Genomic DNA, 26,998 nt, shown 5'->3' on the forward strand with positions numbered 1-26,998 from the left:
TTTATTATTCTGTTACAAGATTTGTAATTGCATAACGTTTTATTATTTTTTCTAGATCTTGGTGTGGTCTTGGAATAACTATTGAACTATAAAGGCTTCCACCTTCCATTCCTTCAACTGCTGCAACACCAGCATCTACTGCTGTTTTGCAAGCACCAACATCACCACGAACTAAAACAGATATATAACCTGACGCAACGTTTTCATATCCTATTAGTTCTACATCTGCTGCTTTGCACATAGCGTCTGCTGCTTCTAAAGCAAAAACCAGACCAAAAGTTTCGATTAATCCTAAAGCTTCATATCTTGACATATGTAAATCATTTCCTTTCTATGCTTTATGCGTCGATATCGTGTACTGAAACGATATCTCCAACTTCTTTAATAGGACGTGGCATAACATTGTGTGCTGTTAATTTACCAATTGCTGCCGCTGCTTCAGCACCTGCTTCTACAGCAGATCTTACTGCACCAACATCACCTTTTACCATAATAGTTACAAGTGTTGAACCAACATTTTCATATGAAATCAATTCAACATTAGCTGCCTTAAGCATTTTGTCTGCAGCCTCAAGTGCAGGAACCAATCCTATTGTTTCTACAAGGCCTAAAGCCTCATCTCCATAATATCTCATTACTAATTCCTCCTTCCTATTTTTAGCTCAATATACTTTAGCTTAACTACATAACTTCTATATATTATATTTATGTTTGCATGCATCTTTTGTTTGTTCTTATATATTGATTATATCCCTTACCCTTTGGGGGAAAGTCAATATATTTCTTGCATTAAAATTCTTAAATATTTTTACAAGAAATTATGCTGTTAAGAGTAAAGTCTTTTCTTAATGTTTAATAAGAATAACTATTTTACTAAATTCATAAGAGATTTTTCCTTATAAGCATTACCCTATGGGTAATGTTAAAAATTAATCTCTTATGTATTTGTTAATTGTTGCTGCACCATCTTCATGGGCATGATAATAAACCTTTAATTGGTTGTTTTTATCTAATTCAAATCTTGTTTCCTCAATAAGACCATTTGCTTCTGCTGTCATTAACGCAGTAATTACAGCGTTCTTTTTTAAAGCTTTAAAATTTCCATATTGTCCCTTTAACGCTTCTATAACGTCATCTGCGCAAGCTTCTTCTACTTTAGTGAAATATTTTAATATTGCATAATTAAGCGGCTTCATCTATTTTATCCCCCTCTTTTTTTCCTCTTAATAAATCAAGTGGATTCATAGATATTGTAAGGATACCAAACATCATTATTACAGCTCCAATCCAAGCAACTGAAGGTAATGACCATCCATCCATTCCACCATATACTCCTAATAACAATAAGCAGAATAATGGTCCAAAGAATGAATATGTACCGTTACATGCAGTTCCAAGCCCTGCTCCACACATACTGTTTCCAGCATACCATGTCATAAATGTGATAAATGATAAAAGACCACTTAATGCAAACCAAATCATTGCAGGACCACTTGTAAATGCTTGTATAGCAAGGTCAACAGAAATGTTCATTCCACCAGCCATAATTCCAAAAACAGGAACTAAGATGAATAAATTTGCTATACCTGATGTAACTTGACGAATACAAATACCAATTTCAGGATCGATCATTGATGTACCATATCCAGCTACACAACCTTCAAATCCCCATGCAAGAGCTGCAATAATAGCTATTAAAATACCAATTAAAGTACTTGCTGAAGCTCCACCACTAAAGCCTGTACTACCAATTAAGAAACTAGCAAATACACATACTGCAATACCTAATGCCATACGTTTATTTAATTCCTGCTTATATAAAATTTTACCTAATATAGCAGCAATAGCAGGGCAAAGAGCTGATATTGGAACAACTATTGGTCCAGCCATTTGAAGAGCTATAACATAAGCAGTACCAGCTATAGGTCCTCCAATAAGAGCTGCTAATATCATAATTCGTCCCGGAGTAGTGTTAATGCATCTTACAAAGTCTTTAAATTTACCTTTTACTAATGCAAATGAAATCGCCCAAACTGCACTACATGTATCATTTATTGCATTACCAAGTGCAGCAAGTAAGTATGCTATAACAAATGCTGATAAACCTGCTGAATTAATGCCATACCAGTCACCCCATACTCCTTTTGTCATACCCATAGTCAGAAATGCTGTATATAACCCATAGGTAAGTCCTGAAAATAAAGCTAGAGATATACCCTTTTTGAAGAAATCACTTGATAATTTCTTCTTTGCAGCCATAGCTTGTGGGCTTACTGCTTTTGAAACTTCCTTCATAAAATAAAACTCCTTTCAATTAACCATATCTTTTGTATATTAATAAATAATTATGGCTCATCCCTATGAAACATAAATTATAGCAATGAGCCTTTTAATTAATTAATTCAAAAAATTTTTTTAGTCTTTTATATATTTGTTGATTGTAGCAGCACCATCTTCGTGGGCTCTATAATAAACTCTCAACTCACCATTTTTATCTAATTCAAATCTTGTTTCTTCAATGAGACCATTTGCCTCCGCTGTCATTAACGCCGTAATTACAGCTTTCTTTTTCAAAGCTTTAAAGTTGCCATACTCTACTTTTAGAGCATTTATAACATCATCAGCGCAAGCTTCATTAATTTTTGTAAAATATTTTAATATTGCATAATTAAGCGGCTTCATTATCTTATACCTCCTTCTTTTTAAACAAATCCATTGGATTCATAGCTATTACAAGGATACCGAACATCATTAATACCGCAGAGATCCATACGATTGGAGGTAATGCCCATCCGTCCATACCGCCTATCACTCCAAGAATTATCCAACAGCAGAATGGACCCCAGAAGGAATATGTACCATTACAAGCCATACCAAGAGCAGCACCACACATACTATTACCGTTATACCAACTCATGTATGAAACAAAAGCACAAAGACCACTTAGTGCAAACCATATCATTGCAGGACCACTTGTAAATGCTTGACTAACTAAATTAGTTGAAAATTTAATCCCATCTCCAAATATCATTCCAAATAAAGGTACTAATATTATTAAGTTTGAAAGCCCAGATGTAGCTTGACGAATTGTAATACCAATCTCTGAGTCAATCATAGATGTACCATATCCAGCTACGCAACCTTCAAATCCCCATCCAAGAGCTGCAATAAATGCAATACAAATTCCAAGGAACATTCCAGCTGGAGCATCTCCACCAATACTAGTACTTCCAATCATAAAGCTAGATACAACACAGATGGCAATACCAAGCATCATACGTTTGTCTAGTTTTTGTTTGAATAATATTCTTCCTAAAATAGCACCGATAGCTGGACAAAGAGCTGTAATTGGAATAACAATTGAACCCGCCATTTGTAAAGCCACAACAAAAGCTGTACTTGAAATTGGTCCTCCGATAAGAGCTGCCAATATCATTACAGCACCTGGTTTGGTTTTAAGACATCTGAAGAAATCTCCAAGTTTACCTTTAACAGTTGCATAAATCACTGCCCAAACAGCACTACATGTATCGTTTACGGCACTACCAAGGGCACCAAGCACATATGTAATAACTACTGCTGATAAACCTGCTGTATTAGCACCATACCAGTCACCCCATACTCCTTTAGTCATTCCCAAGGTTAAAAATGCTGAATAAAATCCATACATAAGACCTGAAAAAAGAGCAATTGAAATACCTTTTTTAAGGAAATCAGATGATAATTTGTTTTTTGCAGTAATGGCTTCTAAACTTACCGTTTTCGAAACTTCCTTCATAAAATAAATCCCCTCCACTTAGTTTGATAATAACTTTTAAATTTATATTACTAAATAAAAATTTACAATGAGTACGTTTTGTGATTGTTATAATTTGGGATATTTCATTTTAAAACTATTGAATAACTTTTCATTTGATATCTTGTGGTTATTTTATTAACAATTAAATTATATGCCTTTCCCTATGGGGTAAAGTCAACATGTATTTGTCATCAAAATTCAAAAAAAATTAACACAACTAACTTAATAAATAATTATAAGTTAGTTGTGCCAGTTGTTTTAAGTGCTAAATACTAGTTTCCGTCAATATCATGGAGTAGAAATTTTATTTTATAAAAGAAATATATGTATTTTTTTCAAAAGATATATTTGTATTTTTTTACAAACCGAGTTTTATCGACATTTTATCCCTTACCCTACGGTCAACGTTTTCAGTATTTTCAGTTTAATGAATCTATCTCTTTCTTCTAATTTTAATCAAAATTTCCGTTACAAACTTGTCAGTGTTTTTAGTTGTCCAATAATCTGTTACATATCTTTCATAAGATTCTTCAGAACATATGTAATCATGTTCCTTAGCCCATTCTTTTATTTTTTTATATGTTTCATTAATTGTTTCATGAGTACCTATATGATAGCAAGAAGCTGCTAACCATCCACCAAATTCAATACTTTCTTCGTCCTTACACTTTAAAATAGTCTCTTGCATTATTTTCATCTTACTACATTTCCCATTAATCTTATCCTCAAAAGATGGAAAACATATAATTACAGGACCTGTTATTGCATTATTTATACTATCAATATAATTGTTAAACTCTATGTTAATTATACACTCCATATAATCATAATTAAAATTTTGATTTAAGAATATTAAATTGCGCTCATCAATATATTTTATAGAGACATCACAAACATTATTTTCAATTACCATCTGTGCCTCAACTATAAGTGCATGCCAATCTCTTACAGATCTTATCTTTAAATTTATTTCCTTTTCAAGTTCTCTTAATTCATCAATTTTTGTTCTAAAACTTTTATCAAAAAAATCATAAGTTGTTCCTTGTAAAAAAGCTCTCATTTCTTCTAGCTTAAATCCACTTTGCTTATAATATTTTATTACTGGTACAGATAGTAAGTTTTTCTTGCTGTAATATCTATAGCCACTTTCATCAGCTACTTTATCAGGTGATAATATACCCATTTTATCATAATATCTCAGTGCTTTTTTTGTTATTTTACATATCTCTTCCACTTTTCCTATGGAATATAATTCTTCTCCCATACTAAGTTCACCTCTTTTATAATATTTTTAGCCGTTTTTAAAATCTAAATCATTTTATTCCAAAGATTTTAAAACTTTATTAAAAAGAATTTCCCCCACTAAATGTAAAGAATATAAGGAGGAGTCCTTATAAGCATTAAAAAATAACTTCACCTTTTTAATATTTATAAACATTTTAAATTTATTCTAAGAGCCACGAACTCTTTGCAATTTTCAAAATGTTTATCATAAACTTATATATAATAAAAATCCTAATGAAATTTTAGCTAATTGTTATATCAAACTTTTTGTATAAATAAATGGATATTATTATGATTATGATGAGAATTATAAATACTTAATTATGTGATTTTGAATAAACAGAGTTTGATAATATTCAAAAATAATTGAAGAATAATATTTAACCTTAAAATGAATATTTTACCATGTGAAATTAAAGAAAAAATATATTATTCGTATAAACAATATTACATATTATAGTCAAACTGTAAAGAGGAAATTTATTACATCAAGCTAAATGTATAACATTCCATCCTAAATTTAAGGAGTTTAGCAGAACCAATAAAAAAACCACCCATTAATGAGTGGTATAAAATACAAAATTTTATCCAAAAACTTTTTCTAAAATTTTTGATAAATCTTCTCCTGTTACTTCTTTAGGATTTGCTGTTGTACATATGTCATTAAGAGCTGCTTTAATGATTTCTTCTTTTGATGCTTCAGCTAGTTCCATATCAGCACCTTGTTCTTTTAATGTTGTTGGAATCATCAAAGTCTTTTGAAGTTCTACAATACTTTTAATTAAATTATTAACACCAATATTTACATTTGGTGCATGCAACTTCAATAATTTGGCAACTCTTTGATACTTTTTAGATGCTATGTCATATTCTACATTGAAAGCACCCTTATTTAAATTGGCATTATATTCTATTACATAAGGAAGTATCATTGCATTACTTCTTCCATGAGAAATATGTAATTTCCCACCTACAGCATGAGCTAAACTATGAGTAATTCCTAAGCCAGCAGCATTAAAAGCCATTCCAGCAAGACATGATGCATTGTGCAGCTTTTCTCTTGCCACTACATCATTTCCATCAGCATAAGCTAGTGGTAAAAATCTAAAAGCTAAAGTAAGTGCTTTCTCTGCAAGAGCATCTGAAAAATCAGTAGCATTCTTTGAAACATAAGCCTCTAAAGCATGTGTAATAACATCCATTCCTGTATCAGCAGTTATAGCCTTAGGTACAGATTTTACTAGTTCCGGATCAAGAATTGCAACTGTTGGAAGAAGAGATTTATCTGCAAGAGCATACTTTAACCCTTCTTGTTTATTAGTTATTACTGCATATTCAGTTACTTCAGACCCTGTACCACTTGTAGTAGGTATAGCATAGAATTCTTCTATAGAAGAAGCTCCACCAGTAATTTTTTTTGCATATTCTCTCATAGCTTTAGCTCCATCAATTGATGAACCTCCACCAAGAGCTATCATAACCTGAGCATCACAATTTTGTAATTTCTGAATGCCTTCAGCAATAACTTCTACAGATGGATCAGGTACAATATCACTAAATACAGCTACTTGACAATCAACAAGCTTTTGCTTTACTTTCTCAGCCATACCTGATGTTTCCATGAATTTATCACATACAATTAGCACTCTTTTATTCTTGATTTCATTTAGTTTTTCTAAAGAGCCTTGTCCAAAATAGACCTTTGTGTTAATACTAAATTCTTTCATATACAATCTCTCCTATTTTAAAAATATTCAAGATATGAATGAATTAGTTTTCTTTACTTTAAAATAAAATTAACCCACAATTATAACAATCAAAAAAGTTTATAATAAACTTTACTTGATTCATTATATCAATAATAAAATACTATTGCAACAGAAGGTTCGGTCAGTTTCAGTAAAGTAAAGTTTTTCAAGTTAACTTCTTAAAAATATAATAAAAATTATATTTTTTAATTATAAAAATATAAAATACTAACAATTATATTTCTACCACTTAACATTAAAAAACAAACTTTTTTAATTTGTTATTTACTTTACTTAACGTAGATACAAGAATTTTTAGGATACTTGGTAAAAATAAAGAAACTACAAAGCCCACAGCACATAATACAAATATCTTATATTTAATAGCATGTCCAATATAAATTTGATATCCATGGATAGCAGATATAGCTATAGCTGCTATTATTATAATCTTAGATGCAATCCAAGATATTATATTTAATATTTTACATAGAAATATTATTATGGATAATATAACTACCACAGGCATGAGCAATATCTTAAGTGACAATTGAGTAAGGGAAGATTCACTACTCTTTTTATTACTTCCTGCTTTTCTACTACTATCCCTTTTACTTTGTTTTTCAGATTTAATATTGTCTCTATCTTCTGTAGACTTCTTTTTAGATTTTTTTTGTTTTCTTATTGATGTACTCTTTGAAGATGATCTCTCCTTTTCTTTACTAACTGTAAATTCTTGTTCATATTCATTAAAACTTTCATAGCTATTACTATCATTTTTATGAAAATTATTATTTAAATCTTTCACTTGATTATCTATAATCACAGTTTGCTGACTTTTATTTTTTTCTCTCTCTTCCTTTATTTTTTCATAAGCTTCATCAAATACTTTTATAAAGGATTTTGCTCTTTTTTCATCTTCTATCTCTTCTTTAAATTTATTTATCCTATCTTCATAAGCCTTTGTTATCTCTTCCATAGATGTATTTTTATCAACACCTAAAATTTTATAATGTTCCATATCTCTCCTTCTCCAACTATAAGTTTAATTTTTTCATTTGTAATCTAATATTTCAAAATCGAAGTAGTCTAAATATTACTTAATTATCTAATACCTTATTTTTAGTTTATTAGTATATTTATAATTCTATCTTCTTTAAATACAGGATTTCTTTTAAAAATCTCTGCCAAGGTGTCTATATTCTCCTCTAAATGTTCAATGTCTTTAGAATATGTATGACTTATATCTACCATATCCTCATCACTAAGCTCTCCACTTTCTATCCACCTTACTACACATAACTGTTTAATCATTAAATAACTCACCACGGCAGTCTTCACTTTAGCAGCCACATCATAATCAAAGACAGCCTTCATAAAGTATCTAAACACAAAATAAACTAATATATTTTCAAACTTATACATATTATCTTTATAAAAATTGTTAAATTCCTTATATTTATCTAGATAAATATCTTTATTCTCAGCACTACTCTTAATATAAGATAACACCTTATCTAAGCCTAAGGGATCATTGTTATTTATATGCTTTAAGCCTTTAAATACATAAAAATACTCTTCTATATCAGTATACCATTGTTCTTTATCTCTAATAGTTTTATTAAGATCATCACTAGTCTTGTTTATAAAGTTTTTATCCATATATCTTTCTTTAATGGTCTTTAAACTAGTTAGATCGTCCTCATCTATCTTATCCTGAACTTCCTTTGCAAAGTCAAGAATTATAGCAGCTCTTATATTTAAATCAATACTACGATTCTGAAGTATATTAAAAATTATACTTCTGCACTGCATAAGGTCGATAAATAGCATGGCATCAATATCGTTATAGGAAGTTATAAACTCATCATTTTCACTTAACTCAAATTCAACCTTATTAGAATCACCTAGTATTATCCTTGCTGCCTCTGGACAGGAAAGTGATATACCTATTTCTCGTAAGTTCCCGAACTCCTCCATATACCTAGGATACTTCTTGCAAGTATAGCAAAGACCATCTTCTCCAAGTTCATTATATATATCACATAATTTGTTTTCATTTAGAAAGGCACAATTTCCTTTTTTCAATACAAATATATTGTCTTCTCCATCATTGACTATCTCACTTCTTAGTCTTTCTCCAAAGCTACCACTAAGATTTTCATAGTAATCATAAGTTTCTTTATCAATAACAATTTCCCAACCAGCACAACATGTATCCTCACACTTGTCTGCTATACATTTGAATTTATTAAGATATTTTGGTACTCTTATTTTCATTTTTCACCTCAAAGTTTTTATTATATATTTAAGGTATCTGAAAATAAATAATAAGTCAAAGATGGGAAGTATATTTTGAGTTAGACAAGGAAACAGGTTCCGCAGATAGTAGCACTATCTAAGGGTTCTGTTGACGCAGTATAACACAAAATAGACGAACATTCTGACTTATTTATTTTTCGAAGATGCCTTATGTTAAATTCTATTTTATCATATTCTCATAATTTTATATTGTAAATATGCTTTTACTTATTCTAACATCATTCTTTTCTTCTCACACTCTTATTTTTTTAAAAAATATACTTTTATCAAAAACTATATGCTTTAACCTGAATTATTCATAGAAAAATAAAAACCATGCATAGCTTGATACCTATATTTATTAACATTTTGCTTTTCACCTAAAAAATGATGAAAATATAGAAAAGGAGTCCCTCCTTTGTTATGGTTAACTTGCAGAAAAACACTTAACAATGGAGAGACTCATATGAATAGTTTAATAGAAAAATATGTGAACTAAACAAGAAAATTAAATTTAATAATCTATAGCGGCTAAGATTGTTACTGGCTGTAGATATATACCATTTAAACTATGCAGTAGTTGTCCTTATATAAATAATTTTAGTGAATAACTCAAGTTAATATATTAAAATATCTTATTAACCGATTAAAAAATAAAGTTATAAATAACTATAACAAATAAAGTACTAAATAATGTTCCAATTAAATAATACTCACCAAATTCTGCATCCTCAGAAATCTTATTATATCTAGCAATTGACTTTGCTGTTAAAATGAATCCTATAGCCGAGTATTGATTACTATATAAAAACATAGCAATTATTATACGTTCTAAAAAACCTATAACTGCGCCATTATTATTACCATTGTTAGCAACGCTGCTATTGATACTATTGTTAACTACCGAATTATTACTAGTAACTAAGTTTCCCTTAGGCTTACATTCTGAAAATATTATTTTAAAAGTTATATTTGCCGGCTTATGCATACATAACACCATCAATGCCCATTTTAAAACCGTTAATCCATCGATACCCAATATATTATATCCAATATACAATGTATCTATTGGATGATATAAATTCTCCCTAAAACAAACTATTACGGCTATAAGTAAAATTATATGTACAACTTGATCAAATATATATACCATCCATGATTTAATATACTTCTTTACTTTATTCTTTTTACATGCAGTATGAAATATTTTTAAATATCCCTTATATAAATAATATTTTACTACATCGATCAATAAATGAGCTAAGCATAATAATAGTATTAATCCTGTTATCTTATAACTTTTCTTAAACAAAAGTAAAATTAAAATAAATGGAATGCTATAGAATACTGAATGTTTAAATACGCCACCTATTTTTTCCTTCTTTAGCTCTGACATTTCATCATCTTGCAAATAATAATCCCCAACCACATGTGCTATCAAGCACAGTACAATAAATTTAATCTGCATATTTATATTCTCCCCACACTTCCATCAAAACTCTATTCAAACTATGTTTTACATAAATATAATTATAATATCCTGAGCTCTTTAATCTCCTTTGTACGCTTGATTGAACTAAATTTAATTCATTAGCAATTTCCCTTTGAGTTTTATTTGAAAACATTATTTTTTCAATAAGCTCTCTTTGCTTATCTGTCCACTTCTCTTCTATAAAGTAACATAAGCATAAATTATTATTAATTAAACTAACTATATCAGTTTTATAAATCGAACTAACCCCTATATCTGTATTATATTGTGATTTACTGTTTGTTTTATTTAATATTTTAATCTCCTCTATCATTTTTCTAGCATAATGATATGCTGGACCGTCAGCCCCTAATGCCATCTCTTTATTTATATTAGTATCAATATTACCAATCCCAACTCCAAATCTAATTTTTATAGGATACATTTTAAACTTAATTTTATCAATAATATCAAATAAATGAATAGGATTACTTAATAAACCTTGAAATTCATCTCCTAATGTAATAATAAATTTTGCAGCAATGTTTCTTTCATATTCAATATTTATATCTTTTAATATATGATTTAATTTTTCCTGAGCTTCATTTCTATTTAATATCTTTTTTGACTCAACTATATCACCTATAATTGCAAAGTACATGCTTATTACCTCATAATTTCTTAAATATTTCTTTAATTTTAACATTTATTAGATACTTTTTCAATGATGATGCATTTACAATAGCATCATCCCTTTTGATGCACTCATAATAGCATCATCACCTTTGATGCACTTATAATAGCATTATTACTTTTGATGTACTTATATTATATTCTACATTTTTCCTTTTTGGGTCCACCAATTTTACTTATTCAATATTTTAAAATTTAAAAAATGAGGTGTAAAATAACACCTCACCTAACAACATAACTTTAAATATGCATTATACAATCTTCGTCGTCCAATCCTCACAGTTCCATATATCTGTTACTACATCTTTATAAAACTCTGGTTCATGGCAAACTAGTAATATAGTTCCTTTATATTCTTGTAATGCTCTCTTTAATTCATCCTTTGCTTCTACATCTAAGTGATTGGTAGGCTCGTCAAGGATTAGTATATTGGTTTCCCTATTTATAAGCTTTGCAAGTCTTACCTTGGCAGCTTCTCCTCCTGATAGTACCATAACCATGCTTTCTATATGCTTAGTAGTTAAACCACACTTAGCTAAGGCTGCACGGACTTCGTATTGAGTGCAGCTAGGGAATTCCTTCCAGTATTCTTCTATACAAGTATTTTTATTTCCTGATGCACCTTCTTGCTCAAAGTATCCTATTTGTTGATAATCACCTAGGGTAACTTCTCCACTTATAGGTTTTATGTCTCCCATAAGGCTCTTAAGTAGAGTTGTTTTTCCAAGTCCATTGGCTCCTACAAGGGCAATCTTTTGTCCTCTTTCCATAGAAATATTAAGAGGCTTTGTTAATGGACTATCATATCCTATAACCAAGTCCTTAGTTTCAAAAATAACCTTACCTGATGCTCTTCCTGTTTTGAAGTTAAATGTTGGCTTTGGCTTTTCCTTAGAAAGCTCTATTCTATCTATTTTATCCAACTTCTTCTGCCTTGATTTAGCCATGTTAGATGTAGCAACATTGGCTTTATTTCTTGCAACAAAATCTTCAAGTTTTGCAATTTCAGCTTGTTGCCTTTCATATGCTCTTTCAAGCTGTTCTTTTTTTGCTTCATATATTCTCTTAAACTCTTCATAGTCTCCTACATATCTACTTAACTTTCTATCTTCCACATGGTATATAAGATTAATTACAGAATTTAAGAAAGGAATATCATGAGATATTAGAATAAATGCATTTTCATAGCTTTGTAGATATCTCTTCAGCCACTCTATATGTGCTTCATCTAAATAGTTTGTAGGCTCGTCTAGAAGTAATATGTCTGGAGTTTCAAGTAGAAGCTTTGCAAGTAAAACCTTAGTTCTTTGGCCTCCACTTAAAGCCGTTACATCTTTATCTAGCCCTACATCTAAAAGTCCTAATCCCTTAGCAACTTCTTCAACCTTTGCATCTATAACATAAAACCCGTTATTATCTAGCATATCTTGAATAATAGCAGTTCTTTCTAATGCCTTATTCATTTGTTCTTCGTCCATTTCACCCATTTTCCCATAAAGTTCATTCATTTCAGTCTCTAAATCAAATAGGTATTTAAATGCATCTCTTAGTACATCTCTTATAGTTAATCCTTGTTCTAAAGCTGCATGTTGATCCATATATCCTACCCTCACATTATTAGACCAAATTACTTGGCCTTCATCAGGCATAAGTTTACTAGTTATTATATTCATAAAAGTAGATTTACCCTCACCATTAGCTCCAATTAAACCTACATGTTCCCCTTTTAATAATCTAAAGGATACATCTTCAAATATTGCTCTATCCCCAAAACCATGACTTATATTTTTAACTGTAAGTATACTCATACATTTTCCTCCTATATCCTTCTGACTATCACCATTAAATGGTATGCGTTAAAAAAATTCAAACCAAGAATATTATACTTTACTGCCAAAGATTTTTCTATGGTAAAAATTAAATAATTTATTTGCAAAATCCTCTCTATAAATTTATACTATAAGAGGTCTAAATAAAGTTTAGGAAATTTAATTTTTATATAGAACAATTTTAAATTTGACAATATAAATTATTATTAATAATTTATTGTTTTGATAATAGGAGGATGTAAATGGCTTGTAAATTCTATCTACTAAAGGGAAAAGGAAAAAGTGTGGAGAATGGTCACCTTTGGGTTTACTCTACTGATATAGAAGAATATGATGGTGAATATGAAAATGGAGACATTGTAGAAGTATATAATTGCAGAGAGGAATTCATCGGAAAAGGTTATATTAATGATGTTTCTAAAATTACTATAAGAATTATGACTAGAGATATCAATGAAGAAATTGATGAAGAATTTTTTAGAAAAAGACTTAGAGCTGCATGGGAATACAGAAAAAAGATAATAGATACTTCTAGCTGTAGGTTTTTGTTTGGAGAAGCTGATTTTGTACCTGGACTTATAATTGATAAATTAGAAGATTACTACGTTATTCAATCTCTAGCTCTAGGCATTGATAAATATAAAGATATCATTGTAAAAATTCTAGTAGAAGAATATGGTGCTAAAGGTATTTATGAGAGAAGTGACGCTAAGGTTAGAATCCTTGAAGGCATGGAACAGATTAAAGGCTTTTTAACCGAACCCTTTGATACTATGATTCAGATAGTTGAAAATGGCGTTAAGTACTATGTTGATGTTGAAAATGGGCAAAAGACAGGATTTTTCTTAGATCAAAAGGAAAATAGAGCTGCTATACATAAGCTTTGCAAAGATGCCACTGTGCTAGACTGCTTTACTCACACTGGTTCCTTCGCATTAAATGCTGGTGTTGCTGGTGCTAAATCAGTATTAGGAGTAGATATATCAGAGCATGCAGTAGAATTCTGTAGACGTAATGCAGAGCTTAATAATCTACAAGATGTAGTTAAATTTGAATGTCACAACGCCTTTGATGTACTTCGTGAGTGGTCTGATGAAGGCAGAAAATATGATGTGGTTATCCTTGACCCACCAGCCTTTACCAAATCTCGTTCTACTATAAAAAGTGCTACAAGAGGATATAAAGAAATAAACCTTCGAGGAATGAAATTAGTTAATAAAGGTGGTTATTTTATAACATGTTCATGTTCTCACTTTATGAATCCTGAACTGTTTAGAGATACCATTGCCAGTGCAGCTAAAGATGCAAGGGTTACCCTAAGACAAGTAGAATTTAGAACTCAAGCTCCTGATCATCCAATTCTTTGGAATAGTGATGAATCATACTACTTAAAATTTTATATCTTCCAAGTGGTTTAATTATTTATAAAGAGCTATATAATTTATAATCTTATTTGATTTATAAATTATATAGCTCTTATATTTAAATCTTCTTTACTCTTTCTTTTGACTTTGTTTTACTAGTTGGTTAGCATATACACTAGCCCCAGTAACTAAAACACCCTGAATTATTGCATCAGCACTAAAACTGTGCATAACTCCCATAGATAACAGTATGCCTACAGGAAGCAAAATTACTGGTATATATTTATCATTTATCTTCTCTATTCCTTTTAAAATCATACCAATTATATATAGCACTGGTATTAGTATCAATGCATTCTCTGTAATATAACTAAAGAATTCCATAAATATTCCCCCTTTATATATTTTATTCATTTTATCCTTACATGAGTACATTATTTTATATAAATTCAATAAAATTTTAGTTATTTACTACTAGGTATACTTATGCATATCACTTATGATTTCACTTATTTTTACATATTGTAATTTTATTCTTTGATTTTCTTAAATTATAAGGATAATGAGATATAAATTTGTTGTACAGTTTTTATTGAATGTTAGTTCTAAAAGTGTAACAATAATAATATAGTAATATTTGGTAAAAGGTGATGTTATGAAAGGCTTATCCATTCTAAGATTTGTTCAGATTGTTTTTTTTTTCCCTATAATAATATTGTTTGCTACCTCTAAAATGAATGGTATTGAGCAAATTATTTTCATAGCTCTCTTTACCTTATATACTGTAGTATATGAAGTTATATTTTTAACTTTAGCTAAAAGAAAAAGAACTACTAAAAGCAGCAGTTCTTAAAATAGATTTCTAAGCCTCAGTAGGAGTAAAACTCCCTCTGAAGCTTAGAAATCTGTTCATTAATATATCTTTATTTCTCCATCCTTGTATTCTGGAACTATATTTATTAAATCCTTTGAAAGGCAATATCTTAAATCTTCATTATACCTGAGATCCTTCATCCTTTTATAATGAAGTGCATCTTTTACAAAACTTATTATACTAGGATTATTTATATATACATATTCTGAAGTTTTTGCTATATCTGTTAAGGTGCAATGGTTTTTCATTATATCTCTTAAACAGTTGATTATATACCCACTTGCTATAAAGTCATCCATAGAGAACTCTCCATCGGTTCCTGCATTTACAAAGGTTACATCCTTATTTAACTTAGCTAATTTTTCTGCTACTACTCTTCCATTTATTAAAGCACCTATAAATATCTTCTCTGCTTCCTCACTATTTTTAATAGCTCTAGTCCCATTTGTGGTAGTCATTATAAGACTCTTACCTTTTACTATATCCTCAATGTAGTCTAAAGGTGAATTGGAGAAATCAAATTTATCTATTTTTATTCCCCCTCTTTCTCCTCCTAAAAGATATTTATTTTTATCTTTACTTGCAATATCTATAGCTTCTTCTATCTCTTTTACAGGAATTATTTTATCACAACCATTATTTAATGCTGTAACCATTACTGAAGTTGCTCTTAAGACATCAATAACAACCACTATCCTATCTTTAAATTTTTCTGGCTTAATATGTTGTGCAGATATAACTACATCAATATTCATGTACTATTCCCCCCTGATTATACATTTAATTAAATCAATCTTCTTTATAATATTTTCCTTGATATAGGTCTTCAGTGACTAACTTATTATCTATGGCGTTTAAGACTTCCCACTTTTTCAAACTCCACATAGGACCTACTAATAAATTTCTTGGGGCATCTCCTGTAAGTCTATGAATTACTATATCCTGTGGTAACATTGTTATAGCCTTAGTTACAAGTTCAATATATTCATCCATTTCTAGTAATGTAATCTTGCCTTCATCTAACAGCTTTTCTAGCCTTGTATTTTTCATTACATGAAGAAGGTGAATCTTAACTCCTTTTATGGGAAGCTTAGAAATATACTTAACGGTTTTTAACATATCCTCTTTACTTTCTCCTGGAAGTCCAAAGATTATATGCGCCACCACATCTATTTTCCTTTTATGTAGTTCCTCCACTGCTTTTTTAAATATTTCTAACTTATAGCCTCTATTTATAAGGGTAGCTGTAGTATCATTGCTAGTTTGAAGTCCAAGTTCTACCCAAGTATATACCCTTTTTGAATAGTCTTCTAATAATTCTAACACATCTTCTTCTAAACAATCTGGTCTTGTAGCAATGGCAAGTCCAACCACATCCTCTTGTGTTAATGCTTCATCATATTTTTTCTTTAATACTTCTACAGGCGCATAGGTATTTGTATAAGCCTGAAAATAAGCTATATACTTACCATCTTTCCACTTTTTATTCATCATTTCCTTTATATCAACAAACTGCTCAGTTATAGATGATAACCTATCTCCAGCAAAATCTCCTGAGCCACTCTCAGAGCAGAATATACACCCACCTTTTGATAATTTTCCATCTCTATTAGGACATGTAAATCCACCATCTAATGATATTTTAAAAGTTTTTTGTCCATTAAACTTTTTTCTTAAAAAATAATTTAAATTATGATATCTCTTTCCATTAAAATCTTTTCTCATTTCTAATCTTCCTATCCTATTCTTCTGTTATCTATTTTAAATATATCCATATAGTAATCTTCTATATTCAATTATAGTTTAACTCTTTTATCTTTCAAAATCCACTAAGACATCTTCAAAAAATAAACAACTCAGAATGCTTGTCTATTTTGTGTTATACTTCTCATCTTTGACTTATTATTTATTTTCAGATACCTAAATGAAAATTTACTAACAATACTTTAAAAAGTTTTCCACATATTAATAGTTTTCCACATATTCTTGTGTGGACTTCAATATAAATATACAAGCTATCATAATTTGGGGGGATAACTTTGAAGAATCTTAAATTAATTTTTCAAGCTGCCACTGTTTTTATTGGCACCATTGTAGGAGCAGGCCTTGCTTCTGGTCAAGAAATAACTCAATTTTTTTCTACCTATGGGTTTTCAAGTTTTTATGGACTTCTACTCTGTGCAGTATTTTACATAATAATAAGTTCCATTATAGTGTCTATAAGTTTAAAATATGACTTAAATTCTTATACTGATTTTATAACCCTTGTAAGCCCTGGTTTCTTTGGAAAAATAACAGATTATCTTACTAGCTTCTTTTTAATCTCAGGAGCTGCTATAATTCTTGCAGGTAGTGGTGCTTTACTTTATCAACACTTTGGAATTCCAAGACTTGTTGGAGTGTTTGTAATGGCTGGAATTGCACTTATTACCTTATTAAATGACACTAAGGGCCTAATAGCTATTAATTCCATAATAGTACCTAGCCTTACTACTATAATTATTACTATATTTGTCCTTTATCTTCTCTTTTCAAAGGATACTATATCTATGGACTATATGAAACAAGTACCAGTATACAAAAACCTTATTATAGATAAACAGTGGATTATATCATCACTTCTCTATGCAGGATTTAACATGTTATCCTGTAGTGGAGTTCTTGTTCCCATTAGTAAAGAAATCAAAAATAAACGCCTTATTATTTCTGGATTAACCATTGGGGCTCTTGTCCTTACTCTACTTGCTTTCTTAATTAATTCAATGTTAATGGCAAATATACCTGAAATCTTTAAATATGAAATTCCACTACTCTTTGTAGCTAGTAAGTTTATCTCTTTAATGCAAATTCTTCTTTTATGTATTATTTGGTGTGAGATGTTTTCTACAGAAGTTTCAGATATATATAGTGTTGGTAAGACCCTTGAAAATAAATACAACATCCCTTATAAGAGAGGTGTTATACTCATTCTTTTAATAGCCCTTCCTATATCTCAAATAGGCTTTAAACAGCTTATAACTTTCTTATATCCCGGTTTCGGAATAGTTAGCTTAGTATTTATAGCTCAATGCATTGGGTTCTACTTTAAAATGAATAAGGTAAAAAAATAATTAAAACTTATATAGGCTACTTCACTTTTTGCTCCTCTTTAATTATACTGATGTTATATAAGATTAACACTACTATGTTAGTAGTGTTTATTTACTTTCAAATATAAATATAGTATTTGCTATGTTTACTATGTAAGGAGATAATTAATTATGAAAGATTTGACTGCTCTCAATAATTGTAATATATGCCCTCGTAATTGCGGTATAAATCGAAACTCTGCAAAGGTAGGCTTTTGTAAAAGTGGAGCTAAAGTAAAAGTTGCTAAGGCCTATGGTCATATGTGGGAAGAGCCCTGTGTGTCTGGCACTAATGGTTCTGGTACAGTTTTCTTTTCAAATTGTAACCTTAGATGTGTATTTTGCCAAAATCATGATATTAGTCAGTCTGACATAGGTAAGGAAGTTTCTATAGAAAGATTAAGTGAAATATTTTTAGAGCAACAAGCTAAAGGATACCATAATATAAACTTAGTTAACCCTACTCACTATATACCTCAAATAATAATTGCTTTGGATAAAGCTAAAGAAAATGGACTTAATATCCCTGTAGTTTATAATTCCAATGGCTATGAAAACGTAGAGAGCATTAAAGCTCTTAAAGGATACATAGACGTATATATTCCTGATTTAAAGTATTTTAATGATAAATATGCAATAAAGTATTCTTCTGCTCCTAACTATTTCACCATAGCGTCAAAGGTTATTGAGGAAATGGCAGATCAAGTAGGTATTCCAATATTTAATGATGAAGAAATTTTAATTAGAGGTGTTATTATAAGACATCTAATGCTCCCTGGACTTTTATTCGATTCAAAAAAAATAGTAGATTACATATATAAAACCTTTGGAGATTCAGTATACTTAAGCCTAATGAATCAGTATACACCTATGTTTAAAGCAGCAGAATATGATGAAATTAATAAACCTCTTAACCCTAGTCATTATGACTCTTTAATAGATTACTGTATAGATTTAGGCTTTAAAAATGCCTTTATCCAAGAATGTGGATCTAACTCAACAGTTTATGTCCCAGATTTCAATCTGCAAGGGATTTAAAACTCTAATATTATAAAGCTCTTTAACCGTAATAAAACTAAACAAATAAAAAGCATTCTTAGGTAAAATCTCATGAACTTTACCTTAAGAATGCTTTTAACATTAATTATACATCTAGTGTACTTCTAAAATATTCTGTAATTCTTTGAACCTCACCTATAGCTTCTGTAAGTTTAATCATTTCATCAGTATAGGTATTTACACTGGCACTAACTTCTTGAGATGATGCAGAATTTTCTTCTGCAATAGCTGCTAATGATTCCACATTGTCATACATTCCTTCTATAGCTTTAACTTCTCTACCTAAATCATTGATTGTAGTAATCATTGATTCTGATACTTTATCAACAGCAGTAGTCGTACCCGCACTTATATCTCTAATTCTTTCTAATCCATCAGTTTGTTTTTCAAGGGCTACATACTGTTCATCTATGCTATCTACAGTATATTTAATATCCTCTGCAAATTCTTTAAGATTTAAATTAATTTCTTCAACAGCATCTTTAGTTTGTTCTGCAAGCTTTCTTACCTCTTCTGCAACAACAGCAAAACCTCTACCATGTTCTCCAGCTCTAGCTGCTTCTATAGAAGCATTTAATGCTAAAAGATTTGTCATGTCGGAAATTTGAGCTACTATTGATACTATATTAGTAATATCACTAGCTTTATTGTTTAACTTTATTCCAGTTTCTTTTACTTCTTGGAACTTGTCTAATGTTTTTTGAATATTATTACTTACAGTCTTTATCTCATCAAACCCAGCAGTAATTTTCGTTATAGTATCTTCCATAGCTAATTTATTTTCATTTTCACTGTTTACTAAGTTATTTAAAGCTCTAATATTATCATTCAATCCTGATGCTACTCTTTCTGTATTGTTGGCTTGGTCCACACTAGTTTCTGACATTTGTTCTACTACTGTAGATATTTCTTTAGATGAGCCTTCCATTACATTTGAAATAGCTTTAACCTTATTAAGATATTCTACCATCTCACTAACATTAGCATCAAACTCTGTCATATCCATTGAAGATATATTAGTTCCTGATTTTATAACTTCATATAATCCTTCAAGCTCATCCTTGGTGCTAATAACATCATATGACCTTTCCTTATCTTCTTTTAATCCAGCGATAGCTTTAACAGGTCTTAATAATAAATATGTACCTATAAAGGTTACTACTGTAGCTACAGCTGTAATTTCTAAAGCTGGAACTATACTTTTAATTCCAAGTATTAATGTTGATCCAATAAGAGTTAATATAAAAGTAAATATGGATGCCTTAACTGATAATGATTTTACAAATCCAAGTGATAAGATTTTATTAAATCCATAACTTTTTTTGCTATTTATTTCTTTTTCAAAAGTCACTTCCACTTTCATCACATCTCCAGACTTTTCTAAAATTTCATACTCTAATTGTTCATTAAAATATTCAAAAGTTCCTTCAAGCATACCTAAGAAATAATCAAACATCTTTCTTTTAGATGAATAAGTCATCACCGCTTTTCTTTTAGATGTCTGAACAATATCTACTGCTGGAGGCTTAGCGCCTGAAATTTTCTTAGTTATTGCTATATGTATATCATTTAGTGATTTTAAAAATTCATATGCACTTCTCTTTTTAAAGTATACTGGATATACATTAACAAAGGATTGTATATTGTCTTTTCCTATATCATTCCATAATTTCTCTTTAGTTAAACCTCTAGCTTCTGATAGCTTTGAAATAAACTTAGCTATTACTTTGTCGTCTACTTCTTCTAGTGGAGAAAATATCTTATTTGTCTCCCATCCAGCATGGTTCATAGCTTCATTTACTTGTGAATCATTATAAAGTTTTCTACAAGTATTTAGCCATATTGATACAACTGTGCCCTTCATAATTAATACCCCTCTTTTCTATGGCTATAGTATATTAGCACTGATTTGGCAATTCAAAATAGAATCTTACACCTCTTTTGGTATTTTCAACTCCACATTTACCTTGGTGCAAATCTACTATATTTTTAACAATTGATAGTCCAAGTCCTGTACCACTATCTTTCCTATTTCTTGACTTATCTATCTTATAAAATTTATCCCATATCTTATCAATTTCTTCCTTATTAATAAGCTCACCTGTATTTTCAAAAGATAACTTAGTCATATTCCCCCGTGGGTAAATTTTAACAAATATACTTCCCTCACAGGGAGTATGCCTTATTGCATTCGTAAGAAAATTGGTTATTACTTGTTCTATCTTAAATGCATCCCCATAAATTTGTTTCTCATATAGATTCAAATCTATTTTTACATTCTTATTATCGATACTATGATGTAATTTCTTTACAACATTTTTCACTAAATTATCAATAAAAAATAATTCTTTATTAAGGATTACCTTTCCACTTTCCAAAGATGATATTTGAAGCATATCTCTAACTAAATTACTCATCTTATCAGATTCTTCTATAATTACATTTAATGATGAATTCATATTGTCTTCTAAAAATACGCCATCCTTAATACCTTCTGCATATCCTTTTATTAAAGTAATAGGGGTTTTTAATTCATGAGATACATCTGCTATAAATTCTTTTCTCATAATCTCAATTTCTCTTTCTCTGTGGATATCATTTTGTAGTTTTCTATTAACTTCTTTTAATGAATTTAAAGAATTATCCAAATTTTGTCCTAAAAAATTTAATGTTTCCCCAAGGTTTCCAATTTCATCTTCATATACCATAGTGCATCTCTGACTAAAATCTAAATTACTCATTCTTACAGCCACTTTATTTATTTCTCTTAATGGCTTTGTAATAAACTTCGAATAAATTAATGCTAATATAACTATTACTACTATAGCCCCTAAGTAAAAATACTTATAAAATATCCCTATAACCCCCATGGCTTCTTTTACATATTGTAAAGATGTAAATCCTACTATTATATTATTCTCATGTAGAAGTGCAGAAGCTAAATATTTAGTGTTCTCGCTGTTCTTAAATGAAATAGTTACCTGTTTTTTATTAATCATCTCGTTTAATAGTTCCGGATCTGTCTTTATAGTTTTAATAACATAATTAAAAATTTCTGTATTTTTACTATCTATAGTTTCTGAGTCAGTTTTAAAGGTCACTATAATATTATTTTCTGTGTTTACCACTCCTATAGATGTGTTATAATTATTCTCAAACTTCTTAATACTCTCTATTATTTCCCTTTCATCCTTTGGATTACTTAGAGTATCCCTAAACTTTATCACATTGCTTTTAATATCATTTTCCTTTTTATCATTATATATCTTTTCAAACAATATTCTCTGACTTAAAAGAGTAATAGTCAAAAATGCTATAAACACCACAGTAGTTACAACAAACATTTTCAATGTAATGCTTCTTTCTATATTTCCCTTTATCTTTTTATAATAGTTAATTATTTTATTCATACTAAACCTCTATCTTATAGCCAAAGCCTCTTACTGTTACTATCACTTTATTCATGTGCTTTAGCTTCTCTCTAAGTCTCTTAATCGTAGTATCAACCACACGTATATCTCCTTCAAAATCATAACCCCATATTTTTGTAAGAATTTGCTCTCTAGTAAGAACTATATTTTTGTTTTTCAGGAAATATATAAGCAAAGAAAATTCTGTTGGTGAAAGATTAATTTCTTCATCACTTACCATAACTCTATGACCTTCTTCATCTATATAAAGATTCCCTATCACAATTCCCGTACTTTTATCTATACTACTTCCATAGCTCCTCTTTATTAATGCTTTAATTTTAGCTACTAAAACCTTTGGACTAAAGGGCTTTGTTTCATAATTATCTGCACCAAATCCCAATGCTAAAAGCTTATCTTCTTCCTCTTCCTTTGCACTAAGCATTATTACTGGTATATTCCATCTATTTCTTATAACCTTTAATGTCTCAAATCCATCCAAAACAGGCATCATTATATCTAGTACCACTAAATTTACTGATTCATTCTCTATAATCTCAATAGCTTCTTTACCATTAGAGCTATGTAATGTTTTAAATCCTTCCTTTTTTAAGTAAGCTTCCAAAAGGTTTCTAATATTTTCTTCATCATCAACTAATAATACCTTTATATTATCCATATCCGTAACTCCTTGTATTTTTCTTCTTATCAATAATTATACCTCATTTTATACTCTATAATTATTTACTTGAATATTTTATTAAAATATTTTCTGCATGTTGTTTTTATACGCAAAAATGAACTCCGAGATAACTTCGAAGTTCATTAATAGATTATATACTCAATTTTTAGGATATTTAATTCTAGGTAAATCCGGTGCATCTTTATATGGCCAATGTGGAACAAAGTATGAATATTCAATTTCTTCCTCATGAACACTTCTTAATTCTGCGATTTTAGTTACTCCTGTATATATAGCCGAAATCTTATACCATGTAGCATAATCTACTTCACCTGTCTGCGGAAGACCAAATACCTGTTGAAATACTTTTACTTGATTGGCAGTTGTAGAACCATACTTTCCATCAATAGCCACTTTAGGTATTAGAGGATAATTTTGTGCTATTCTATTTAAAAAGGTTTGAGTGGTTCTAACTGGCTCTCCACTGGCTCCCTGTCGTAAAGTAAAACCTGGATATGACCTTGGACTTCCAGAAACCTTTTCAGCTCTTTCAAGAACTATATCACTTCCATAGAAATTTCTTAATATATCATATGGAATCCATCCTTGAGCCCCTAAATCCTTACTGCCCCATTGAGTAAGCCATCCTGGGCACTGAACATTTCTACCATCACAGTATTGTGTAAGTAAAGGTTGTTTAGCTCCAGACCTCTTTACATAGGTAGCAAATAAATCATCTACTATCCTACTTATGTTATCAAATATGTTTCTTCCGTAAACAAAAGCTTGATCATAGGCTGTAGAATTTGTTACGTCAAAATTAAACCCCTTACTTCTATACCATTCTGTGTATATTCTATTTAAAGTAAATGAAATGATACAGTATACATTAGCTCTTATAGTTGCCTCTGGCCAAGTTGCATAAATTTCACAGCTTGCTACATTTTTTATATAGTCTGTATATGGAACAGTATAATTTGGTGCTGCTGTATTAGTTGGTGCCCCTGCATGTACGATTATAAACTCTGGTACAACTGGCTCTGGCAAAACTACAAAACCACTTGGTGGAGGTGGCAAAGCTTTATTAGGGTCCTCAGGTATCTTAGGTGGAAAATCACCAAATTGAACATTAGGTGGAATCTCTATAACCCTGACTACCTGTACATCTTCATCCTCTGTGATCTCTCTATTAAGACTTGTTGGAATCAGATTACATATCTGTAACGCTGTTTGTCGCGGCAACACTTGGCATCCTCTTATATTTATTTCATCAAAGCCTTCTGCCGTTACATCTATATCATAAAGGGCATAAGGTATAAGGGTATTATCTGGATTTAATGACCTTTCTATTTCTGGAGTTTCTAATTCTATAGTCTCCGTTTGTCCCTCTGGATTAGTAGTTAGGGTAGTAACTTGCTCTCTAGTTTCTCCATCTGTTCTTGATACCGTAATATTGGCATTACTTATTGGTATAGCTGTATTTACTCTATACACTTGAACCTGCAACCTACCTATGTCTGCCATAAATTTCTCCTTAAAATAATACTTCAATATATATATTATGATGACTATCATAGAAAAGTTACATATTCTTTATAGTAAAATTGTAATTTATTCCTACCTTGAAGCTACTTCATTATTCCATACCCTAAGAGCTCCTGCAAGACATAAAGTACCATATCCCCAACTATTATTAGGATACTGTACATCTACTCTACTTCTATTGGCTCCTTTTAATAAAAAGTATTTTACTCTTTCTCCATACAAATAAGGATCATTTCCTTCTATAATTCCAAATTCCATTAAAAGTCCACATGCCCCTGCCACCTGAGGTGTAGCCATTGATGTTCCTGACCGTGGCTCAAATCCACCTCCCGGAGTAGATGATTCTATATTTTCTCCAGGTGCCACTAAATCAGGTTTTACAGGGTTTAATTCAGCATTTCCTCTTCCAGAGAATGGTGATATAGTAGAGTTTATAAAATTATAACTACCAACGGTTATTACATCTGGTACAGTTCCCGGTATACCTAATGTATTAGCAGTACTAGGTCCTAAGAACCTTGTAGCAATATTTAATCCTTCTGCAATAGGTAACCACATATCATAGCTTCCTAGAACATTTTCATTAGTAGTCATGTTCATAGTCCATATTCCACTAGCTATGGTTTCTTCTCCTACCCCTGAAAGTACAATTATTATTTCGCCATCTATACTAAAAGGTGTTGGCCCTGTATTGAATACAAAATACTCAGTATTACCTATTCTTCCTTGATTTAATGCATTAGTTAATCTTAATTCACCACTACTAGTTCCACTTGGTGATATAAGATTTAAGTTAATATCCTTTAAAAATGATTTAAATAATTGTATTATTAATATTCTCTCATCTATTCCAACATTAAATCGTATTTCTTGTGCTCTACCCAGTTCACCACCAACATGGTGTGCTCTATCCCCTTCATTTCCTGCTGCTACAACTATGTTAACTCTTTGCACTGTAGAAACTATACCTATATATTGCTCTAACAAACTATTTCCAGTATGTGCTCCATCATTCGTGCTAAAACTTATGTTTATAACCAGGGGCTTATTTAATTCATAAGCTTTATCAATTAAGAATTTAATCCCTCTCATTAACTGGGTACTTTTTGCTCCCTGTCCTCCTATCTCTCTTGTCATTTTAACCATGGCTATAGAACTTCTAGGAGCTACCCCATAAAATCTCCTTGGTATATTCCCTCCAGCACATGCTATACCAGCCACATGAGTACCATGACCTGCTCTATCAACGTGAGGTACTAATGAGTATGGGTCTGGACTTCTTAAAGCTGCATTTATCTCTTCTCTTGTATAAATCCTTCTATTTTCATATAAATCATAAATAAAATCAATCCTTGTATCTCCATTGTCAAGTCTAAATGATTGATTTACATAATCTATTCCAGAATCTATGAATCCTATAAGTACCCCTTCTCCCTCTAATCCATAGTTAGTATTTACTTCTGTTATACATGAAGCTCTATTACTAGGTTCAAAGGATAAATATAAATTTTTAGGTAACTCTATATAGTTGATTTCTCTTATTCCTACTAGCTTTTCAACATCGCCTCTTGGTATAGTTATAATTCCATAACCGAAATCTAAATCTTCAAAGGTACCTCCAATAGCATTTATTTTCTCTTCCATTACCTCTGGAGTCCCACTATAAAGTATAATTAATTCAATGTTAGTTTCTTCAACATCTCCAATTCCATATCCATATATAATCTCATTTCTTATACTCTCTGGTACATTTATAAGTAAATTTAATAATCCATCAGCCTTTTGCACACCCATACCTCCAAATTCTTATA

At 30.3% G+C, this 26,998-nt stretch carries 24 protein-coding genes; 3 read left to right on the forward strand and 21 right to left on the reverse strand.

Features of this window, described 5'->3' with window-relative positions; translation table 11 throughout:
- Positions 1–4: 4 nt before the first annotated feature.
- The 13 genes from B2S02_RS10970 to B2S02_RS11030 form a co-directional block, all read right to left on the reverse strand.
- Positions 5–313, reverse strand: a complete 309-nt coding sequence (locus tag B2S02_RS10970; protein WP_035134854.1) for a BMC domain-containing protein — start codon at positions 311–313, stop codon at positions 5–7.
- Positions 314–338: 25 nt separating this feature from the next.
- A complete protein-coding gene (locus tag B2S02_RS10975) occupies positions 339–635 on the reverse strand; it encodes a BMC domain-containing protein (RefSeq protein ID WP_035134852.1) in 297 nt (98 codons plus the stop codon).
- Positions 636–929: 294 nt separating this feature from the next.
- Positions 930–1,196, reverse strand: a complete 267-nt coding sequence (locus B2S02_RS10980) for a hypothetical protein (protein ID WP_346848804.1) — start codon at positions 1,194–1,196, stop codon at positions 930–932.
- Entirely contained in the window at positions 1,183–2,295 is a 1,113-nt protein-coding gene (locus tag B2S02_RS10985; RefSeq protein ID WP_035134848.1) for a membrane protein, read from the reverse strand. The genes B2S02_RS10980 and B2S02_RS10985 overlap by 14 nt, the downstream gene beginning before the upstream one ends.
- Before the next feature lie 120 nt (positions 2,296–2,415).
- Positions 2,416–2,682 (reverse strand): hypothetical protein, encoded by a 267-nt coding sequence (locus tag B2S02_RS10990; protein ID WP_346848803.1) that lies wholly within the window; start codon positions 2,680–2,682, stop codon positions 2,416–2,418.
- 4 nt (positions 2,683–2,686) lie between these two features.
- Positions 2,687–3,778 (reverse strand): hypothetical protein, encoded by a 1,092-nt coding sequence (locus tag B2S02_RS10995; RefSeq protein WP_150843634.1) that lies wholly within the window; start codon positions 3,776–3,778, stop codon positions 2,687–2,689.
- 454 nt (positions 3,779–4,232) lie between these two features.
- Positions 4,233–5,063 carry a MerR family transcriptional regulator gene (locus B2S02_RS11000; RefSeq protein WP_035134842.1) on the reverse strand — a complete coding sequence of 277 codons (831 nt, stop codon included), beginning with the start codon at positions 5,061–5,063 and terminating at the stop codon, positions 4,233–4,235.
- A 604-nt stretch (positions 5,064–5,667) separates the two neighbouring features.
- Positions 5,668–6,810 (reverse strand): 1-propanol dehydrogenase PduQ, encoded by a 1,143-nt coding sequence (locus tag B2S02_RS11005; protein ID WP_346848802.1) that lies wholly within the window; start codon positions 6,808–6,810, stop codon positions 5,668–5,670.
- 277 nt (positions 6,811–7,087) lie between these two features.
- Positions 7,088–7,852, reverse strand: coding sequence for a molecular chaperone DnaJ (locus tag B2S02_RS11010; RefSeq protein WP_346876344.1), 765 nt, complete (start codon positions 7,850–7,852; stop codon positions 7,088–7,090).
- Between the two features lie 101 nt (positions 7,853–7,953).
- The gene (gene fliB, locus B2S02_RS11015) at positions 7,954–9,111 is read right to left on the reverse strand and encodes a flagellin lysine-N-methylase (RefSeq protein ID WP_346876343.1); all 1,158 of its coding nucleotides are present in this window, start codon (positions 9,109–9,111) and stop codon (positions 7,954–7,956) included.
- A gap of 667 nt (positions 9,112–9,778) precedes the next feature.
- Complete coding sequence (locus B2S02_RS11020; protein ID WP_346876342.1) at positions 9,779–10,600, reverse strand: DUF3307 domain-containing protein; 822 nt, start codon at positions 10,598–10,600, stop codon at positions 9,779–9,781.
- On the reverse strand, positions 10,590–11,264 hold the full coding sequence (locus B2S02_RS11025) for a SatD family protein (RefSeq protein ID WP_346876341.1): 675 nt from the start codon (positions 11,262–11,264) through the stop codon (positions 10,590–10,592). The genes B2S02_RS11020 and B2S02_RS11025 overlap by 11 nt, the downstream gene beginning before the upstream one ends.
- 283 nt (positions 11,265–11,547) lie before the next feature.
- Entirely contained in the window at positions 11,548–13,104 is a 1,557-nt protein-coding gene (locus B2S02_RS11030) for an ABC-F family ATP-binding cassette domain-containing protein (protein ID WP_346876340.1), read from the reverse strand.
- A 263-nt stretch (positions 13,105–13,367) separates the two neighbouring features.
- On the opposite strand from B2S02_RS11030, the gene B2S02_RS11035 reads away from it, so the two are divergent.
- On the forward strand, positions 13,368–14,543 hold the full coding sequence (locus tag B2S02_RS11035; protein ID WP_346876339.1) for a class I SAM-dependent rRNA methyltransferase: 1,176 nt from the start codon (positions 13,368–13,370) through the stop codon (positions 14,541–14,543).
- Between the two features lie 75 nt (positions 14,544–14,618).
- Here B2S02_RS11035 and B2S02_RS11040 read toward each other — a convergent pair whose 3' ends face one another.
- The 3 genes from B2S02_RS11040 to B2S02_RS11050 form a co-directional block, all read right to left on the reverse strand.
- A complete protein-coding gene (locus B2S02_RS11040; RefSeq protein WP_035134826.1) occupies positions 14,619–14,873 on the reverse strand; it encodes a phage holin family protein in 255 nt (84 codons plus the stop codon).
- A gap of 528 nt (positions 14,874–15,401) precedes the next feature.
- On the reverse strand, positions 15,402–16,118 hold the full coding sequence (locus B2S02_RS11045; RefSeq protein ID WP_346876338.1) for a 2-phosphosulfolactate phosphatase: 717 nt from the start codon (positions 16,116–16,118) through the stop codon (positions 15,402–15,404).
- Positions 16,119–16,152: 34 nt separating this feature from the next.
- Complete coding sequence (locus tag B2S02_RS11050) at positions 16,153–17,088, reverse strand: TIGR01212 family radical SAM protein (protein WP_346876337.1); 936 nt, start codon at positions 17,086–17,088, stop codon at positions 16,153–16,155.
- A gap of 308 nt (positions 17,089–17,396) precedes the next feature.
- On the opposite strand from B2S02_RS11050, the gene B2S02_RS11055 reads away from it, so the two are divergent.
- Together B2S02_RS11055 and B2S02_RS11060 are read left to right on the forward strand one after the other, a co-directional pair.
- On the forward strand, positions 17,397–18,473 hold the full coding sequence (locus B2S02_RS11055) for a transporter (protein WP_414632262.1): 1,077 nt from the start codon (positions 17,397–17,399) through the stop codon (positions 18,471–18,473).
- 159 nt (positions 18,474–18,632) lie between these two features.
- A complete protein-coding gene (locus tag B2S02_RS11060) occupies positions 18,633–19,529 on the forward strand; it encodes a radical SAM protein (RefSeq protein WP_346848871.1) in 897 nt (298 codons plus the stop codon).
- A gap of 106 nt (positions 19,530–19,635) precedes the next feature.
- On the opposite strand, the gene B2S02_RS11065 is transcribed toward B2S02_RS11060, so the two are convergent.
- From B2S02_RS11065 to B2S02_RS11085, 5 genes are all read right to left on the reverse strand, one after another.
- Entirely contained in the window at positions 19,636–21,414 is a 1,779-nt protein-coding gene (locus tag B2S02_RS11065; RefSeq protein ID WP_346848793.1) for a heme NO-binding domain-containing protein, read from the reverse strand.
- 34 nt (positions 21,415–21,448) lie between these two features.
- Positions 21,449–22,960, reverse strand: a complete 1,512-nt coding sequence (locus tag B2S02_RS11070; protein ID WP_346920707.1) for a HAMP domain-containing sensor histidine kinase — start codon at positions 22,958–22,960, stop codon at positions 21,449–21,451.
- Between the two features lies 1 nt (position 22,961).
- Entirely contained in the window at positions 22,962–23,639 is a 678-nt protein-coding gene (locus B2S02_RS11075) for a response regulator transcription factor (protein ID WP_346879111.1), read from the reverse strand.
- A gap of 162 nt (positions 23,640–23,801) precedes the next feature.
- Complete coding sequence (locus B2S02_RS11080; RefSeq protein WP_346876335.1) at positions 23,802–25,166, reverse strand: peptidoglycan-binding protein; 1,365 nt, start codon at positions 25,164–25,166, stop codon at positions 23,802–23,804.
- 93 nt (positions 25,167–25,259) lie between these two features.
- Positions 25,260–26,981 (reverse strand): S8 family peptidase, encoded by a 1,722-nt coding sequence (locus B2S02_RS11085; RefSeq protein ID WP_346891276.1) that lies wholly within the window; start codon positions 26,979–26,981, stop codon positions 25,260–25,262.
- Between the last annotated feature and the right edge of the window lie 17 nt (positions 26,982–26,998).

It is taken from the genome of Clostridium sp. UBA7339 (genome assembly GCF_002470865.1).
GTDB lineage: Bacteria > Bacillota > Clostridia > Clostridiales > Clostridiaceae > Clostridium_J > Clostridium_J sulfidigenes.